A 16,464-nucleotide genomic window follows, 5' to 3' on the forward strand; every position below is an offset into this window, starting at 1 on the left:
CGAGAACTGCAGGTTCACGCCGCTGGCTGCAAGAGATCCCAATGGTTGCCGAACGGGTCGCTGAAGACGGCAACGGTGCCATAGGGCTCGTGGCGCGGCGCCTCCAGAAAGACGACGCCGGCGGCCAGCATCGCCGCATGGTCGCGGGCGAAATCGTCGGTGAAGAGGAAGAAGCCGACCCGGCCGCCGGTCTGGTTGCCGATCGCCGCCTGCTGGCGCTCGCCGTCAGCCTTGGCGAGCAGCAGCGCCGTTTCGACGGCCCCCTTGGGACGGACGACAACCCAGCGCTTGGTGGCGTCGAGAACGGTGTCCTCCACGAGATCGAAACCGAGCTTGCCACAGTAGAAGGCGATGCCGGCGTCGTAGTCCGGCACGACCAGGGCAATGCGTGCGATGGTCTGGCGCATCAGTCACCCGCCTCCGGCGTTGCTGCAGGCTCCGCAGGCGCTTTCGCGCCCCGCTTGATGTTGCGGCGGATCATGCCGAGGCTCGCGCCGCCGAGCCCGAAGGCGAGCGCGAAGTAGATCACCATGGCGACTGCGACCAGGCCCGTCAGCGTCGTTGTCCGCGTCAGCAGGGACGCGGCAGAGGACAGTTCGAAAGCGAACCAGCCGACAGCGTAGTACAGCGCCGCCGCCATGCCCGCCGCCGCGATGACGAGACGCGGGATGCGGGTGAGCAGCGGGATGTCCCTGCCCCAATGGCCGCGCCAGACGAGTGTCGCAAAGAGCAGGACGGCGTTCACCCAGCCCGCAACAATCTCGGCAGTGGCGATGCCGCTGGCGCCGAGACGCGGAAACAGGGTGAGCGCCAGGGACACGTTCACGACAACGGAGATGGCGGCGAAGATCATCGGCGTGCGCGTGTCCTCGCGCGCGAAAAAGCCGGGAATGAAGGCCTTGATCAGCACGAAAGCCGGCAGGCCGAGGCCGTAAATTGCCAGGATATGACCGACGATGATGGTCGAATCGGCCGAGAACTTGCCGCGCTCGAACAGCAGCCGGACGATCGGCTCGGACATGACGAGCAATGCGGCAGCGGCCGGCAGCGTCAAGAACAGCGTGAACTCGACGGAGCGGTTCTGCAGGTTCGACGCCTCGTTGACATTGCCAGAGCGCAGCGCCCGGGCGAGTTCCGGTAACAGCACGGTTGCGACCGCGATGCCGACGACGCCGAGCGGCAGCTGGTAGATGCGGTCGGCATAGACGAGCGAGGAAACGGCGCCTTCCTGCGCCGAGGCGATGTTGGTGTTGATCAGGAGGTTGATCTGGGTGATGCCGCCGGTGATCGCCGCCGGCAGGGCCAGCACCAAGAGGCGCTTCACGTTGGCGGTCATCTTCGGACGACGAAGGCCGATCTTGATGCCGGCGTCACGCACCGCGATCCAGACGATCGCAAGCTGCACCAGGCCGGCGGCCATGACGCCCCAGGAAAGCCCGTAGCCGACCGCGATCGGGTCCTGACCCGCGTACCAGGCATAGCCGAGCACGCCGATGAGGATGAAATTGAGAAACACCGGCGCGATTGCCGCGGCGAAATAGCGGTGCAGCGAATTCAGCATGCCCGCCATCATCGCCGCCAGCGACATGCAGGCGAGATAGGGGAACATGATCGCCGCAAAGACGATGGTGCTGCCGAGCTTTTCCGGGTCGTCGGCAAAGCCGGGCGCGATCAGGTTGCTGACGATGAAGGGCATCGTCAGTTCCATCGCGATCGTCAGGAACAGCAGCACGGTGAAGAGGACGCCAAAGACCTCCTCGGAGAAACGCCGCGCGCCATCCATGCCGTTCGCCTCGATTTCCCGGGCAAAGAGCGGCACGAAAGCGGAATTGAAGGCGCCTTCGGCAAAGAGGCGGCGGAAGGTGTTCGGCAGGCGGAAGGCGGTGTTGAAGGCGTCGGCCACCGGGCCGGTGCCAAGGGCTGCCGCCATGAAGGTTTCGCGGATGAAACCGAAGAGCCGGCTTCCGAGCGTCGCGCCACCGACAGTTGCAAATTTCTTGACCAGGCTCATGTTTCGGCTTTTGTCGCTCTTTGAGAGGAGACGCCCGGTGGCGGCGCGATGATGCCCGACGGCATGCGGTCGCGTGCTTCGTCACCCTCGCCGGCCATGACGGCCTTGAGGCGGGCGGCAATGTTCATCTGACGGTTTTCGCTCGTCACCTTCTGGCCGACGAGGTCGGTGACGTAGAAGGTGTCGATCACCTTCTCGCCGAAGGTGGTGATGTGGGCCGAGGCGATATCGAGCGAGAGATCGGAAAGCACCGCGGTGATCTCGGACAAGAGGCCCGGACGGTCGAGGCCCTCGACCTCGATGACCGTGAACTTGTTCGACAGCGTGTTGCTGATCGTCACTTCCGGCGTCACCGTGAAAGCCTTGGTGCGCTTCTTCACCTTGGTGCGGCTGGCAATGACTTCCGGCAGCCGCTTGCGGCCGGAAAGCACATCCTCGATCAGCTTGCCGATGCTCGCCGCCCGGCGCATCTCGTCCTCGTCGACGGCGAATTCGCGGTTAACGAGGATGGTGTCGAGCGCACGGCCGTCCGAGGTCGTGAAGATCTGGGCGTCGACGATGTTGGCGCCGGCCGCGGCACAGGCGCCGGCAATCACCGTCAGCAGCCGCGGATGGTCCGGCGAAAGCACGGTGATTTCGGTGATCGCGTGGAACTGGTGGGTGCGCACCATCGTCGCCAGCGCCTTGCCGGCGGCATCCGCCTCACGGATGAAGCGCGCATGCCGGATCTGGTCCTCCAGCGCCACCGTCAGGAGATACGGCTGGTAGTGCAGGCGCACATAGTCGTCGCGTTCTTTCTCGGACCAGTCCGTCAGCGCCTCGCCGAGCATGACGGCAGCATGCGCCGCACGCTCCTTGCGCGACAGTTCGGAGAAGCCGCCCGACAGCAACAGCTCGGTCTCGTAATAGAGCGTGCGCAGCAGCTGCCCCTTCCAGCCGTTCCAGACGCCGGGACCGACAGCGCGGATATCGCAGACGGTCAGGACAAGCAGCATCTTCAGGCGGTCGAGCGACTGCACCCGCTCAGCAAAGTCGACGATCGTCTTGCGGTCGTTGAGGTCGCGCGTCTGGGCGACCATCGACATCAAAAGATGCTCCTCGATCAGCCAGGCGACGAGTTCCGTTTGCTTCGGCGACAGCCCGAAGCGCGGGCAGAGCTTGCGCGCCACCTTGGCGCCGGCGGTCGAATGATCCTCCGGCCGACCCTTGGCAATGTCGTGCAGGAGCACGGCGACATAAAGCGCCTCGCGCTCCTCGATCCCCGGCATCAGCTTGGCGACCAGCGGATGTGCCTCTTCCTCGATGCCGCCCTCGATGCGCGAGAGCACGTCGACGGTGCGCAGCAAGTGCTCGTCGACCGTATAGTGATGATACATGTTGAACTGCATCATCGAGACGATCTTGCCGAAATCCGGAATGAAGCGGCCGAGCACGCCGGCTTCGTTCATGCGCCTGAGGATCAGTTCCGGCTTGCGGCGCGAGGTGAGGATCGACAGGAAGAGGCGGTTTGCCTCCTCGTTTTCGCGCAGCGCCGGCTTGATCAGGCCGAGAGAGCGCGTCACCTGGCGCAGGGCTGCCGGGTGGAATTCGAGCCCGTTGATATCGGCGATGTGGAAGAAGCGCAAAAGGTTGACCGGATCGCGCTTGAAGACATCGGGGCTTGCAAGCGCAATGCGGCCGCCGTCGTCGACGAAATCGAGCGTGCCGGCGATCTTGCGGCTGCGATGGGTGAAGCGGCCGATGATGCCGGAAATGCCGGGCGCGTCCTTGGCCTGCTGGTCTTCGAGTGCGGCGCAGAAGATGCGAGTGAGGTCGCCGACGTCCTTTGCCACCAGGAAGAAGTGCTTCATGAACCGTTCGACGGCCGAAAGGCCCGGATGGTCGTGATAACCGAGCGCCTCGGCGATCTCGCGCTGGATGTCGAAGGACAGCCGCTCCTCGGCCTTGCCGGTCAGGAAATGCATGTGGCAGCGCACAGCCCACAGGAAATCCTCGGCCTTCTGGAAGAGCTGGTATTCCTGCCGCGACAGCACCCCGAGCTTGACGAGGTCGGCCGTGTCCTTGAGCCGGTAGAAATACTTGGCGATCCAGAACAGCGTGTGCAGGTCGCGAAGGCCGCCCTTGCCTTCCTTGACGTTCGGCTCGACGAGATAACGCGTATCACCCGCCTTGCGATGGCGCTCGTCCCGTTCGGCCAGCTTGGCGGCGATGAAATCCGGCCCGGTGTTGCGCACGATCTCGTGGTCGAAGCGCGTTTCGAGTTCGGCGCACAAGGTCTCGGAGCCGCAGATATAGCGCGTTTCGAGAATGGCGGTGCGGATCGTCATGTCGGCGCGCGACAGCCGGATGCATTCCTCGATGGTGCGGGTGGCGTGACCGACCTTGAAGCCCAGGTCCCAGAGGATATAGAGCATGAACTCGATCGCCGGCTCCGCCCAGACCGCCTTCTTGACCGGCAGCAGGAACAGAAGATCGATGTCGGAGCCCGGCGCCAGCGTGCCGCGGCCATAGCCGCCGACCGCGGTCACCGCGATGCGCGAGGCCGGAGGCGCGTTGGCGGCATCGAAGATCTCGTTCAGCACGAAATCATGCAGCACCGTAATCAGCTGATCCTGCAGCCAGGAAATGCGCTCGGCGCAGAGAATGCCGGCACCATCCGCGTTGAACAGCTCGCGCGCCTTGGCCCGGCCGGCGACGTTTGCCTGCTTGAAGGCAGCCAGCAATGCCTGACGCATCGGGTCGCGCTGTTCGGCGTGGGCCGAGGCGATGAAGTCGCATTTTGCCCGGAGCGCTGCGACATCGAGGATTTCGGGAAAGAAGGTTTCGTGTCTGCCCATGAAGTGCCGAGGGGCGTCCTGTCCGACTGGTTGCGTGGTTCGCTGAATGAAGAGCGTTCCTGCATGCTCCCATCCGATCAAGGCCGAACCGGGACCGTGCAGCATTTCAAGTTACTACCGGCTCATCGCCGCGCCCTTAGAAAGGCGCGCGGCGCTGTATAGCCTTTTTCACCGACGCGTGCACAGCAAAAACCGAGAGCCTGCTACCGGGCACTCAGTTCCTTTTTCAGGGCGTAGAGCGCGTCCAGCGCCTCGCGCGGCGTCATGTCGTCGGGGTTGAGCGCCTTCAGCGCCTCGTCCACCCTGGAGTTTCCGACGGATTTCACCTCTTCTCGCCGGATCGCCACCTGGAAGAGCGGCAGATCGTCGATCAGTTGGCTCGCCGGATTCTTGCGGTCGGCGTCCTCGAGCTTGGCGAGCACGTCCTTGGCGCGCGCCACCACCGAGGCCGGCAGGCCGGCGAGACGGGCGACCTGAATACCATAGGAGCGGTCGGCCGCACCCGGCCCCACCTCGTGCAGGAAGATCACGTCGCCGTGCCATTCCTTGACCCGCATGGTGGCGTTCGAGAGACGTCCGAGCTTTTCCGAAAGCACGGTGAGCTCATGGAAGTGAGTGGCGAAGAGGCCGCGGCAGCGGTTCGCCTCATGCAGATGCTCGACCGCCGCCCAGGCGATCGACAGGCCGTCGAAGGTCGCCGTGCCGCGGCCGATCTCGTCGAGGATCACCAGCGAGCGATCGGTCGCCTGGTTGAGGATCGCCGCCGTCTCGACCATCTCGACCATGAAGGTCGAGCGGCCGCGCGCCAGATCGTCGGAGGCGCCGACGCGGGAGAAGAGCCGGTCGACGATGCCGATATGGGCGCTCGTCGCCGGCACGAAGGTGCCCATCTGCGCCATGATCGCGATCAGCGCATTCTGTCTGAGGAAGGTCGACTTACCGCCCATATTCGGACCGGTGAGCAGCCAGATCGCGCCGCCCTCCTCGCCCTCAGGCGGCGACAGATCACAGCCATTGGCGACGAAGGTATTCGATGCCTGGCGTTTGAGCGCCTGTTCGACCACCGGATGGCGGCCGCCGTCGATGGCGAACATGCGCGAGCGGTCGACGATGGGCCGAGCATAGGCCTGCTCTTCCGCAAGCACGGCAAGGCCGACGGAGACGTCCACGGTCGCAAGCGCCAGTGCTGCCGCCTTCAGCGTCTCGGCAGCGGCAACGACTTCTGCCGTCATCGCGTCGAAGGCTTCGAGCTCGATCGACAACGCGCGGTCGGCGGCGTTGGCAATCTTGCTTTCGAGTTCGGCGAGTTCCGTCGTGGTGAAGCGCATGGCGTTCGCCATCGTCTGGCGATGGATGAAGCGGGCGCGGCCGGCATCGGTGTCGGTCATCGAGCCGGCGTTTCCGGCTGTCACCTCGATGAAATAACCGAGCACGTTGTTGTGCTTGATCTTCAGCGACTTGATGCCGGTTTCTTCCGAATATTGCAGCTGCAGCCCGGCGATCACCCGGCGCGACTGGTCGCGCAGGCCCCTGACTTCATCGAGCTCGGCATTGGCGCCTTCGCAGACGAAACCGCCGTCCCGCTTCAAGAGTGGCAACTCTTCGCCAAGCGTTGCGTCGAGCAGCCCGAGCAGACCGGCAGGCAGCGCATCGATCGCTGAACGTGCCTGTTTCAACTCTTCCGAAAGCGTGCCGGCAGCCATCAGCCGCGAGATCGAGGCGGAGGCGTGCAAGCCCGCCCGGATGGCGCCGAGGTCTCGCGGTCCACCACGACCGAGCGCGAGGCGCGACAGAGCGCGCGGCATATCCGGCGCGCGACGCAGCGCATCGCGCAGGTCGCCGGAAAAGGAGGGCTGGCTCGCCAGGATCTCGATCGAGTCGAGCCGCTCGTTGATGCGATCCGGATCGGTCAAGGGCGACATCAGCCGCTCGGCAAGCAGCCGCGCGCCGCCGCTTGTGACCGTGCGGTCGAGCGCCTTCAGCAGCGTGCCTTCGCGGGCGCCCGAGAGCGTCTTGACCAGTTCAAGGTTCCCGCGCGTCGCCGGGTCGATGAACAGCGTCGAGGCCGCACTTTCGCGCTCGGGCGTTCCGAGCGCCGGACGCTCGGCAAGCTGGGTCTTCTCGACATAGGAGATCGCCGCGGAGGCGGCGGCCAGTTCGGCACGGGAGAACGTCCCGAAGCCGTCGAGTGTCTTCACGCCGAAATAGCGGGCAATGCGGCCCTCGGCCGTCGCGCTGTCGAACAGCACGGCCGGCTGCGGCACGGCCACGCGACCGAGCACGTCGAAGACGGGGCGAAGTTCCGGATCGTGAAACACCGTGTCGGCAAGGATCAGTTCGCGCGGCTCGATGCGCAGGATATCGGCAAGCAAACGGCTTTCGGCGGTTTCGGCCAGCCGGAAGATGCCGGTGGAGATGTCGATCCAGGCAAGCGCATAGGCCGGCTCCGAACCGCTCTTGATCCGCGCCAGCGCCATCAGGTAATTGGTCTCGGACGGCGAAAGCAGCTTTTCTTCGGTGATCGTGCCGGGCGTCACCAGGCGCACGACGTCGCGGCGGACCACCGATTTGCTGCCGCGCTTCTTGGCCTCCGCCGGGTCCTCGACCTGCTCGCAGACGGCAACGCGGAAACCGAGCCCGATCAGCTTCTGCAGATAATCGTCGGCGGCATGCACCGGCACGCCGCACATCGGGATTTCCTGGCCCATGTGCTGGCCGCGCTTGGTCAGCGTGATGCCGAGCGCACGCGAGGCTTCGACCGCGTCCTGGAAGAACAGCTCGTAAAAATCGCCCATGCGATAGAACAGCAGCGAGTCCGGGTTGTTGGCCTTGATCTCGATGAATTGTTCCATCATCGGCGTCGCGGTGGAACGGCTTTCCTCGCTCGCCAGTTCGGCTGCGGATAAAACCTCCCCCGCGCGGGTCGAATAGTCTGTCACGAAATTCATGATTGTTCCGAAAAAAGAGATGGCACACTATCGCCAAGCAAATATAGACGACAACCATAAAGAGGCGCACCGCAAGGCTCGCCCACAGGAGGATAGAGGAAACATGCCGGCCACCGACAAGACCGATCGCACCATGACGAGCGTCACTGCGCAGGAAGCGCTCGATTTTCACTCGCAGGGTCGCCCCGGAAAGCTGGAGATTTCCCCCACCAAGGCGATGGCCACCCAGCGCGACCTGTCGCTTGCCTATTCGCCGGGCGTCGCGGTGCCGGTGAAGGCGATCGCCGAAGATCCCAACACCGCCTATGACTATACGACACGCGGCAACATGGTCGCGGTCATCTCGAACGGCACCGCCATCCTCGGCCTCGGCAATCTCGGGGCACTGGCCTCCAAGCCGGTCATGGAAGGCAAGGCGGTGCTGTTCAAGCGCTTTGCCGACGTGGATTCGATCGACCTCGAAGTCGATACCGAAAACGTCGACGAGTTCATCAACTGCGTGCGTTTCCTTGGGCCCTCCTTCGGCGGCATCAATCTCGAAGACATCAAGGCGCCGGACTGTTTCATCATCGAGCAGAAGCTGCGCGAGGTCATGGACATCCCGGTGTTCCACGACGACCAGCACGGCACCGCGATCATTGCCGCCGCCGGCCTCATCAACGCGCTGGCGCTGACCGGCCGCGACTTCAAGACGACGAAGCTCGTCTGCAACGGCGCGGGTGCTGCGGCCATCGCCTGCATCGAGCTCATCAAGTCGATGGGCTTTGCTTCTGACAACATCATCCTGTGCGATACCAAGGGCGTGATCTTCGAAGGCCGCACCGAGGGCATGAACCAGTGGAAGTCGGCGCATGCGGTCAAGACCGATCGCCGCACGCTCGCCGAAGCACTCGACGGCGCCGACGTGGTCTTCGGCCTCTCGGCCAAGGGTGCCCTTTCGGAAGACATGGTACGCTCGATGGCGCCACGGCCGATCATCTTCGCCATGGCCAACCCGGATCCGGAGATCACACCGGAGGAAGTCGCCCGCATCCGCGACGACGCCATCGTCGCCACCGGCCGTTCGGACTATCCGAACCAGGTCAACAATGTGCTCGGCTTCCCCTACATCTTCCGCGGCGCGCTCGACGTGCGCGCGACGACGATCAACGACGAGATGAAGATCGCCGCGGCTGAAGCGCTCGCAAGCCTTGCCAAGGAAGACGTGCCCGACGATGTCGCCGCCGCCTACCAGGGCAACCGGCCGCGCTTCGGGCCGCAATACATCATCCCGGTCCCCTTCGATCCGCGCCTGATCTCGGCGATCCCGATGGCGGTCGCGAAGGCCGCGATGGAAAGCGGCGTCGCCCGCAAGCCGATCACCGATCTGGAAGCCTACGGCCGCCAGCTCTCCGCCCGGCGCGATCCGATCGCATCGACGCTGCAGCGCATCTACGAGCGCGTCCGGCGCCAGCCGAAGCGCATCGTCTTTGCCGAAGGCGAAGAGGTGCAGGTCATGCGCTCGGCGATCGCCTATGCCAACCAGCAGCTCGGCACCGCCATCCTGCTCGGCCGCGAGGAGCGTATGCGCGAAACGGCGGAACGCGAAGGCATCGATCTCGACCGCCCGGGCATCCAGATCGTCAATGCGCGCCTTTCCAAGCGTGTCAGCGCCTATACCGACTATCTCTATGCCCGCCTGCAGCGGAAGGGCTTCCTCTTCCGCGACGCCCAGCGCCTGATCAACAACGACCGCAACCACTTCGCCGCCTGCATGGTGGCGCTCGGCGATGCCGACGGCATGGTCACGGGCCTCACCCGCAACTATTCGACCGCCCTTGAGGATGTGCGCCGCTGCATCGATCCGAAGCCGGGCCATCGCGTCATCGGCGTCTCGATCGCACTCTGCCGCGGCCGCACGGTGCTGGTCGCCGACACGGCGGTTCACGACATGCCCTCTTCGGAGGAGCTTGCCGATATCGCCGAGGAGGCCGCCGGCCTTGCCAAGCGTCTCGGCTACGTGCCGCGCGTGGCAATGCTTGCCTATTCCACCTTTGGCCATCCCCAGGGCGAGCGTTCGGAACGGGTGCGCGAAGCGGTCAACATCCTCGACAAGCGCCGCGTCGACTTCGAGTATGACGGGGAAATGGCCGCCGACGTGGCGCTCAATGCCCGCGTCATGGAGCAGTATCCGTTCTGCCGCCTCTCGGGCACGGCGAACGTGCTCGTCATGCCGGCATTCCACTCGGCATCGATCTCGACCAAGATGCTGCAGGAACTTGGCGGCTCGACGGTGATCGGTCCGCTGCTCGTCGGCTTCGACAAGTCGATCCAGATCGTCTCGATGTCGGCCAAGGATTCCGACATCGTCAACATGGCGGCGATCGCGGCCTACAACGCCGGCATGTAGGACCGGCGTTGCCGGTCCGGCGGCTGCCCCATTCTGACGCAGCCGCCTCCAATCGGGTCACTTCGGCCCCTCGATTGGTAGCAATTCGAAACAACCTCAAAGAAGAAAAGCCCGCTTCCCTAATAAGGAGGCGGGCTTAATAGCGGGTAGTGCTTTTATGTTTAAGGTTATGAAAGTAGGAGTCTTGGGAACCCTATACCTGCCGAACCCCGGAAGATCGGCAGTTTCTCCATTTATTTCTCTATTCGTTCGTCATGAAATTAGAGAAGAACATGACAATACATGTCTCTCTTTCGACCTCGAAAGTCAAATCCATCATTAATATTTGGTTAACCCCATTAGGCCCGGTCAGGAGACCGCGCCACCGAACCGACCGGCATCGGCGCCGTAGTAGTTGAGGTAACGCCCCGAGATATTGCTGATCGGCAATACGATCAGAACGTCGGTCGTGCGGAAGGCATGATCGACCACCGCGCCGTCACCGACCATGGCGCCAAGGCGCATATAGCCCTTGATCAGCGGCGGCAGGGCGGCAAGCGCCTTCTTTGCGTTGATCGCCTCGGCCGGCATCAGATCCATCGTCCGGTGCAGTTCCGGGCGCGCGCTGACGGCCCAGTCGTCGCGGGCGCGGATGTTGTGGTGAAGGAAAGACAGCGCCAGCGCATGCTCGGCCGGAACGACACCCGGGAACGAGCCGCAGCCGAACATCGCGTCCATGCCGTATTTCAGCGCGTAGGCCCAGTTGCCCTGCCAAAGGAGTTCGACCGTGCGCTTGGTGCGGTACTCCGGCAGGACGCAGGAACGGCCGAGCTCCATGAAGCGCTTCGTCGGATGACGGGCGAGAAGCGCGTCGATCGCGAATTCGGAAGACGAATAAAAACCGCCGGAACGCTCAGCCACATCCTGGCGCAGCAACCGGTAGGTGCCGACGATCTGATCTTCGGAGTCGCCTTCGATCGCGGTGTCGAGAACCAGCAGGTGATCGCAGATCGCATCCCAGCTGTCGACGTCGCGCTTGCGCCGCTCTGCCTCGGGGCCAACCTGTGCCTTCATCTCCTCGACGAAAACCTTGTAGCGCACCGCCTGGGCGGCATCGATCTCCGATGCCGTGCGGGCGAGACGCGTCTCAAGATTGGCGATCCGGCCAAGCACGTCGCTTGCCGGAGCGGCAGCCTTCTTGCCGATGCAAGCCTGAGAAGTATCAACCACGTTCGCCGATTCCAATAGCTCGATGGCCATCCCGCGTCATCCCGAATCAATTCTGTCTGCCGGGCTTAGACCACGTTTCTGCAACAACATAGTGACATCAAAGCGGCACACAACCCCCGCTGCAGAATGGTTACCGTTACCACCGCGCGCGTTACCGTTTGCCGAGCAGACGCGCAATTTCGGAGGTCAGCACCTGCGGCTCGACCGGCTTGGCCAGGACGACATCGGCACCGGCGGCAAGGAGGCGGTCGCGCATGTCCTCGCGGATATCGGAGGTCAGCACGATCACCGGCAGCCGCGCCAGCGCGCGCGCCGCCTCATCCGCGCGTATCTGCCGCATCATGGAAAGCCCGTCGCCACCCGGCATGTTGAGATCGGTAACGAGAAGCTCCGGCAAGGGGCCTCCGGTAGACGCCCGCAGCGCCTCGGCAACCGCCGCGAAGTCGCTGACCAGCTGGACCGCGTGGCCGGAACGCTGCAGCAGGGTGCGGATGATCAGCGCGTTGATCGGATCGTCCTCGGCCAGCAGGATGCCGTCTCCCGATCTGCGGACCGGGTCGGCGGCAGGCTCTTCCCTCAGCACCGGCCTGTTGTCGTTGATCGCGTCGCGCTTTTCGATGCCCTTCAGGCGACCGAGCAGCACTTCGACCAGGGACTTTTCGCGCAAGGGCCGGATCAGCCAGGCTTCGTAGCCGTCCATCTGGTTGACGGGATGGCTGTTGCGCTCCTCCGGATTGATCAGATAGGTGCGGCGAACCTCCAACCGCCCGATCGCCGGCTGCAGCGCCAGAAGTTGCTCGTACTGCTGTGCGTGCCGGTGATCGACGATCACATCGGTGAGCGGCGCGCCGCCGGCCTGCACATCGGCAAGAACATGCTGGGCCGCGGCAAGCGTCGTTGCGCGGTGGCAGCGCCCGCCAAGCGTCGCAATGGTTGCGGCCAGCGCCGCCGAGGCCGGACCATCGGGGGCCATGACCAGCACATGCGATCCGGCAAGGGTCGAGCGGCGCTCCGGCGCGACCGCCTCGACCTCCGCAAGCGGCAGGCGGATTTCGAAGCGGCTGCCGCGGCCGGGCGCGCTTGAGGCCGTGAGGCTGCCGCCGCAGGCCTGCATGATGCGCCTGGATATGGCGAGGCCGAGCCCCGTGCCCTTGGCGCGCTGTTCGTCGTTTCCGGCCTGCTCGAACTCCTCGAAGATGCGCTTCAGATCGTCGGGCGTCATTCCCGGACCGGTATCGTCGATGCGGATCCTTACGCAATCCTCGACCGTGTCCGCGCTGACGAAGACGCCGCCGACGTCCGTGAATTTGACCGCGTTGCCGATCACGTTGAAAAGCACCTGGCGCAGCCGCGCCGCATCAAACGCCATCAGCGCCGGAACGTCGACGGAAACGGTGGCGCCGATCTCGATGCCCTTTTCGTGGGCGCGGTTGGAGAGCATCTCCACGACGCTCTCGATGACGCCGCGCGGATCCTGTCGGCTCGGGCGGAACTGGAAACGGCCGGCCGAAAGCGACGAGAAGTCGATCAGGTCCTCGACAAGCTGGACCAGGGCGTGGCCGGATTGCTGCATGCCGGCAAGGTAATTCTTCTGCTCGCTCGACAGCCGGGTCTGCCCGAGCAGATGGCTCATGCCGAGAATGCCCGAAAGCGGCGTGCGGATCTCATGGCTGACGGTGGAAAGCAGCCGCGACTTTGCCTGGCTCGCTTCTTCCGCCCGCCGGCGCGCCGCCTCGCGCTCGCGCGCTGCGCGCGCCTCCTCCGTGACGTCGCGCGCGATGCTGTGGCGCATGAGCTTGCCGCTGGCCGGATCGCGGGCGATCACGTCATGCCAGTCGAAAAGGCGGATGCCCTCGCCGGTGGCGATGCGCACCAGATAGTGATTGGGTGCTGCCTTCGGCTCGAAGCTCAGGCCAAGGGCGCTGCAGGCCAGACCGCGGACATCCGGCTGACCGCAGACCTGATGGAAGACGGCATTGGCATGGACGATCTTGCCGTCCATGCCGCGCATGATCGCAAGATCACCGAGCGCATCGTGGATGGTCGAAAGCAACGCCGAGGTTTCGGAACGATGCCAATCGAAGTCGCGCTCCGTCTCGTCGGAAACCGGCAGGCTATCAAGAGAACGGATGGCTTCGATGGCAAGCAGAAGCGCACCGACCACGCCGGCCGCGGCAAGCGCTGCGGCGAACAGGTGAAAGCCCGCGGTTATGCCGACCACGAGAATAAGGCCGGAGGCGATCAGGCCGAGCAACGCCAGGGACGCGTGCCTGAGCGCAGAGCGCCCATCGGAAGCCGGCTGCTCCGGCGTCGGGCCGGACGGCGGCGCATCGAGCGGAAGCGCGGAGATCGGCGCAGCGCTGCCCGCCCGGGCGTCTCTCCCGAAGCCGGTTTCGATCCGCTCTAGCAGTCGTGACGGTTCGCTCATGCGTTCCGGCTAACACGACAGGCGTTCCGAATGGCTTCAAGGCTTCGATAAAATCTTAGCGATCCGCCTTTTTCGCGTGCAGCAGCTCGTCAAGAATGATCGCGCCGGCGCCGATGGTGATGAAGGTATCGGCCAGATTGAAGACGGCGAAGGACCACGTCTCGGTGTAGAAGAGGATGTAGTCGATGACGTAGCCGAAGAGCAGCCGGTCGACGAGGTTTCCGAGCGCACCGGCAATGATCAACGCATAGCCGAAATGGGCGAAGAACCGATCCTTTGGCGTGCGCTTCCACAGCCAGAGCACGAAGGCGCAGACGGTGAGCCGCATGCCGACGATGAACCAGCCCTCCATGCCCGACAGCATCGAGAAGGCGACGCCGTAGTTGTAGGTGCGGTAGAGCGCCAGCATCGGCACGACGTGGACCGCCTGGTTGAACGGCAGGTAGAGCTCGACCAGGTACTTGATCACTTGGTCGGCGATGAGCGCGAGCAGGATGAAGACCGCGATCGGCAGCGGCCGGGAAAACAGCACCGGCTTCTCGCTCATGCTCGGGCATCCAGCGTCAAAAGGTGACGGCGCGCCTCGAACAGCATGATGCCGGTCGCGATCGCCAGATTGAGCGAGTCCGCCCGGCCGGCCTGTGGAATACGCGCAAGCGCGCCGGCCTCGCGGGCAAGCTCCTCCGGCAATCCCGACTGCTCATTGCCCATCAGAAGCACGACCGGCTTCGACTTGTAGTCAATGGTGCGATAGTCGACGGCGCCGGCGAGATGAGTTGCGACCACCTTCACGCCGGCGGATTTCTGCCAGCGGATGAAGTCTTCGGCGCTCGCGCGCGCCACCGGCATCGCAAAGACCGAACCCATGGTCGCACGGACGGTTTCGAGCGAGAACGGATCGGTGGTCTCGCCGACGAGAATGACGCCGGAGGCGCCGGCGGCATCGGCGGTGCGGATGACGGTGCCGAGGTTGCCGGGATCGCGGACCCGGTCGAGCGCCACATAGGTTTCACCGAGCTCAGGCTTCAGGTCCTTCAGCGACTGGTAGCGCTGCTCGAAGATGCCGACGACCATCTGCGGGTTGTCGCGCCGCGTAATCGTCGAGAGCACCTTCTCGCTGACCTCGAGCACCAGCCCGCCCTTGGCGAAGGTCTTTGCCGCCACCTGCTCCACATGCGGCTTGCCCTTGGCCGCCTTGGCATAGATCAGCGTCTTGATCTTCCAGCCGAGATCGAGCGCGTCGATCACCAGCTTCAGGCCTTCGGCCATGAAGGAGCGCGTCTCGTCGCGGTGCTTCTTCTGCGTCAGCGCGCGGATGTCCTTGATGATCGGGTTGGTGAGGCTCGTGACTTCCTTCACCTGACCGACCCGGCCGGTGCCGTGCTCGCTTCTGTCGTTCGTCATTGCGGTACCCAGCGGCTGAAGAGAGAGGTCGAAAGCGCCCTGCCCGGCTCGCGGCCGTCAAGCCCGCCCTCGCGGATGATGAGTTCGCCCGACTCCACCCGGCCGCCGCGGCCGCGCATCGTCTCGCGCATCAGTTCATGGATGGAGTAGAAGCTCGCCCGGATGGAATAGGCCGTCAGCACCAGGCCGCGCGCCTCCGGCGACAGGATTTCCCGGCAGATGTCTAGCATCGCCGCCAGATGGTCGAAAAGCTGCCAGACCTCGCCGTTCGGCCCGCGGCCGAACTTCGGCGGATCGGTCAAGATGATGTCGTAGCGGCTGCCGCGGCGCTCCTCGCGCTGGATGAACTTCATCGCGTCGTCGCAGATCCAGCGGATCGGCAGGTTTTCGGCGCGCGCCAGCTGCTGGTTTTCACGCGCCCAGCCGATCGCCTTCTTCGAGGCGTCGACATGGGTGACTTCGGCGCCGGCCCTGGCGGCAATCAGCGAGGCGACGCCGGTGTAGCCGAAGAGGTTCAGAACCTTGAGCGGGCGGCCGGCCGCCTCCACCTGATCCTTCACCCAGCTCCAATGCGCAAGCTGTTCGGGAAAGACGCCGACATGGCGGAACGAGGTGAAACGGCCATGGAATTCGGTGTTGAGGAGCTGCATTGGCCAGGTTTCGCCGAGCACGGCGCCGGGAAAGCGCCAGCGGCCCATGCCGTCTTCGTCGGTGTCGCCGGTGAAGATCGCGTCCGCCTTCTCCCAGACGCTGTCAGGCAGGCTGCGCGGCCAGAGCGCCTGCGCCTCGGGGCGCACGATACGATAGGGACCATACTGCTCGAGCTTCTCGCCGGCGCCGCTGTCGATCAGATGGTAGCCAGAGGCATTCGACGTCTCGAGAATGAGCGGCACGCGCTCGGCCGGCTTGTCGCCGGTTCGCCTGTTGATCACGCGCACAGGCGCCTCCTGTACGGGAGCCTGCTTGGCGGCTTTGTCGCGCGTCTCGGTGGCCTGTGCTACCGCTGGGCGCGCCGGCCGTTCCTTGAAGCCGCCGCCCTTCGGCGGTGCCGGCCGCTTCTGATCGTGGCGACCGCCGCCACGCGCCTCGGCACCGCGGCCCTTGGCCGTCGTCACGGAGGCATTCTTCGACCGCCGGTCCTTTTCCTTCACGCTGAAATCCCTGGGCTTTGTTAGAGCATGCGCCGCCTGCCCTGCGCAGTATCCGGTATGAACGGGCGGACGCCATGAGGTTTGTCG

At 64.6% G+C, this 16,464-nt stretch carries 10 protein-coding genes; 1 reads left to right on the plus strand and 9 read right to left on the minus strand.

Features of this window, described 5'->3' with window-relative positions; translation table 11 throughout:
* Positions 1 to 14: 14 nt before the first annotated feature.
* The 4 genes from XB14_RS16175 to mutS all read right to left on the minus strand — a co-directional run bounded on the left by XB14_RS16175 (position 15) and on the right by mutS (position 7,796).
* Positions 15 to 407, minus strand: a complete 393-nt coding sequence (locus XB14_RS16175; RefSeq protein WP_077962583.1) for a VOC family protein — start codon at positions 405 to 407, stop codon at positions 15 to 17.
* On the minus strand, positions 407 to 2,011 hold the full coding sequence (murJ, locus tag XB14_RS16180) for a murein biosynthesis integral membrane protein MurJ (protein WP_077962584.1): 1,605 nt from the start codon (positions 2,009 to 2,011) through the stop codon (positions 407 to 409). The genes XB14_RS16175 and murJ overlap by 1 nt, the downstream gene beginning before the upstream one ends.
* Complete coding sequence (locus XB14_RS16185) at positions 2,008 to 4,848, minus strand: [protein-PII] uridylyltransferase (RefSeq protein WP_077962585.1); 2,841 nt, start codon at positions 4,846 to 4,848, stop codon at positions 2,008 to 2,010. The genes murJ and XB14_RS16185 overlap by 4 nt, the downstream gene beginning before the upstream one ends.
* A gap of 203 nt (positions 4,849 to 5,051) precedes the next feature.
* Positions 5,052 to 7,796, minus strand: coding sequence for a DNA mismatch repair protein MutS (mutS, locus tag XB14_RS16190; RefSeq protein ID WP_077962587.1), 2,745 nt, complete (start codon positions 7,794 to 7,796; stop codon positions 5,052 to 5,054).
* A 103-nt stretch (positions 7,797 to 7,899) separates the two neighbouring features.
* On the opposite strand from mutS, the gene XB14_RS16195 reads away from it, so the two are divergent.
* Entirely contained in the window at positions 7,900 to 10,185 is a 2,286-nt protein-coding gene (locus XB14_RS16195) for an NADP-dependent malic enzyme (RefSeq protein WP_077962588.1), read from the plus strand.
* Positions 10,186 to 10,533: 348 nt separating this feature from the next.
* On the opposite strand, the gene XB14_RS16200 is transcribed toward XB14_RS16195, so the two are convergent.
* The 5 genes from XB14_RS16200 to XB14_RS16220 form a co-directional block, all read right to left on the minus strand.
* Positions 10,534 to 11,424, minus strand: coding sequence for a GNAT family N-acetyltransferase (locus XB14_RS16200; RefSeq protein WP_077962589.1), 891 nt, complete (start codon positions 11,422 to 11,424; stop codon positions 10,534 to 10,536).
* 121 nt (positions 11,425 to 11,545) lie between these two features.
* Positions 11,546 to 13,822, minus strand: a complete 2,277-nt coding sequence (locus XB14_RS16205) for an ATP-binding protein (RefSeq protein WP_077962591.1) — start codon at positions 13,820 to 13,822, stop codon at positions 11,546 to 11,548.
* Positions 13,823 to 13,877: 55 nt separating this feature from the next.
* Positions 13,878 to 14,369 carry a signal peptidase II gene (gene lspA / locus XB14_RS16210; protein ID WP_077962592.1) on the minus strand — a complete coding sequence of 164 codons (492 nt, stop codon included), beginning with the start codon at positions 14,367 to 14,369 and terminating at the stop codon, positions 13,878 to 13,880.
* Positions 14,366 to 15,226: a TrmH family RNA methyltransferase gene (locus tag XB14_RS16215; protein WP_077962596.1), complete on the minus strand. Its 861-nt coding sequence runs from the start codon at positions 15,224 to 15,226 to the stop codon at positions 14,366 to 14,368. Before XB14_RS16215 ends, lspA begins: the two co-directional genes overlap by 4 nt.
* Positions 15,223 to 16,377 (minus strand): class I SAM-dependent rRNA methyltransferase, encoded by a 1,155-nt coding sequence (locus tag XB14_RS16220; RefSeq protein ID WP_077962597.1) that lies wholly within the window; start codon positions 16,375 to 16,377, stop codon positions 15,223 to 15,225. Before XB14_RS16220 ends, XB14_RS16215 begins: the two co-directional genes overlap by 4 nt.
* Positions 16,378 to 16,464 lie beyond the last annotated feature (87 nt).

The sequence above is a fragment of the Ensifer adhaerens genome (assembly GCF_002007205.1).
In the GTDB taxonomy this organism is placed as follows: domain Bacteria; phylum Pseudomonadota; class Alphaproteobacteria; order Rhizobiales; family Rhizobiaceae; genus Ensifer; species Ensifer adhaerens_D.

Coding starts and splice junctions, on each gene's coding strand:
- XB14_RS16215 (WP_077962596.1), bottom strand. CDS start 15,226: ATGACGAACGACAGAAGCGAGCACGGCACCGGCCGGGTCGGTCAGGTG.
- XB14_RS16195 (WP_077962588.1), top strand. CDS start 7,900: ATGCCGGCCACCGACAAGACCGATCGCACCATGACGAGCGTCACTGCG.
- XB14_RS16185 (WP_077962585.1), bottom strand. CDS start 4,848: ATGGGCAGACACGAAACCTTCTTTCCCGAAATCCTCGATGTCGCAGCG.
- lspA (WP_077962592.1), bottom strand. CDS start 14,369: ATGAGCGAGAAGCCGGTGCTGTTTTCCCGGCCGCTGCCGATCGCGGTC.
- XB14_RS16200 (WP_077962589.1), bottom strand. CDS start 11,424: ATGGCCATCGAGCTATTGGAATCGGCGAACGTGGTTGATACTTCTCAG.
- XB14_RS16205 (WP_077962591.1), bottom strand. CDS start 13,822: ATGAGCGAACCGTCACGACTGCTAGAGCGGATCGAAACCGGCTTCGGG.
- XB14_RS16175 (WP_077962583.1), bottom strand. CDS start 407: ATGCGCCAGACCATCGCACGCATTGCCCTGGTCGTGCCGGACTACGAC.
- murJ (WP_077962584.1), bottom strand. CDS start 2,011: ATGAGCCTGGTCAAGAAATTTGCAACTGTCGGTGGCGCGACGCTCGGA.
- mutS (WP_077962587.1), bottom strand. CDS start 7,796: ATGAATTTCGTGACAGACTATTCGACCCGCGCGGGGGAGGTTTTATCC.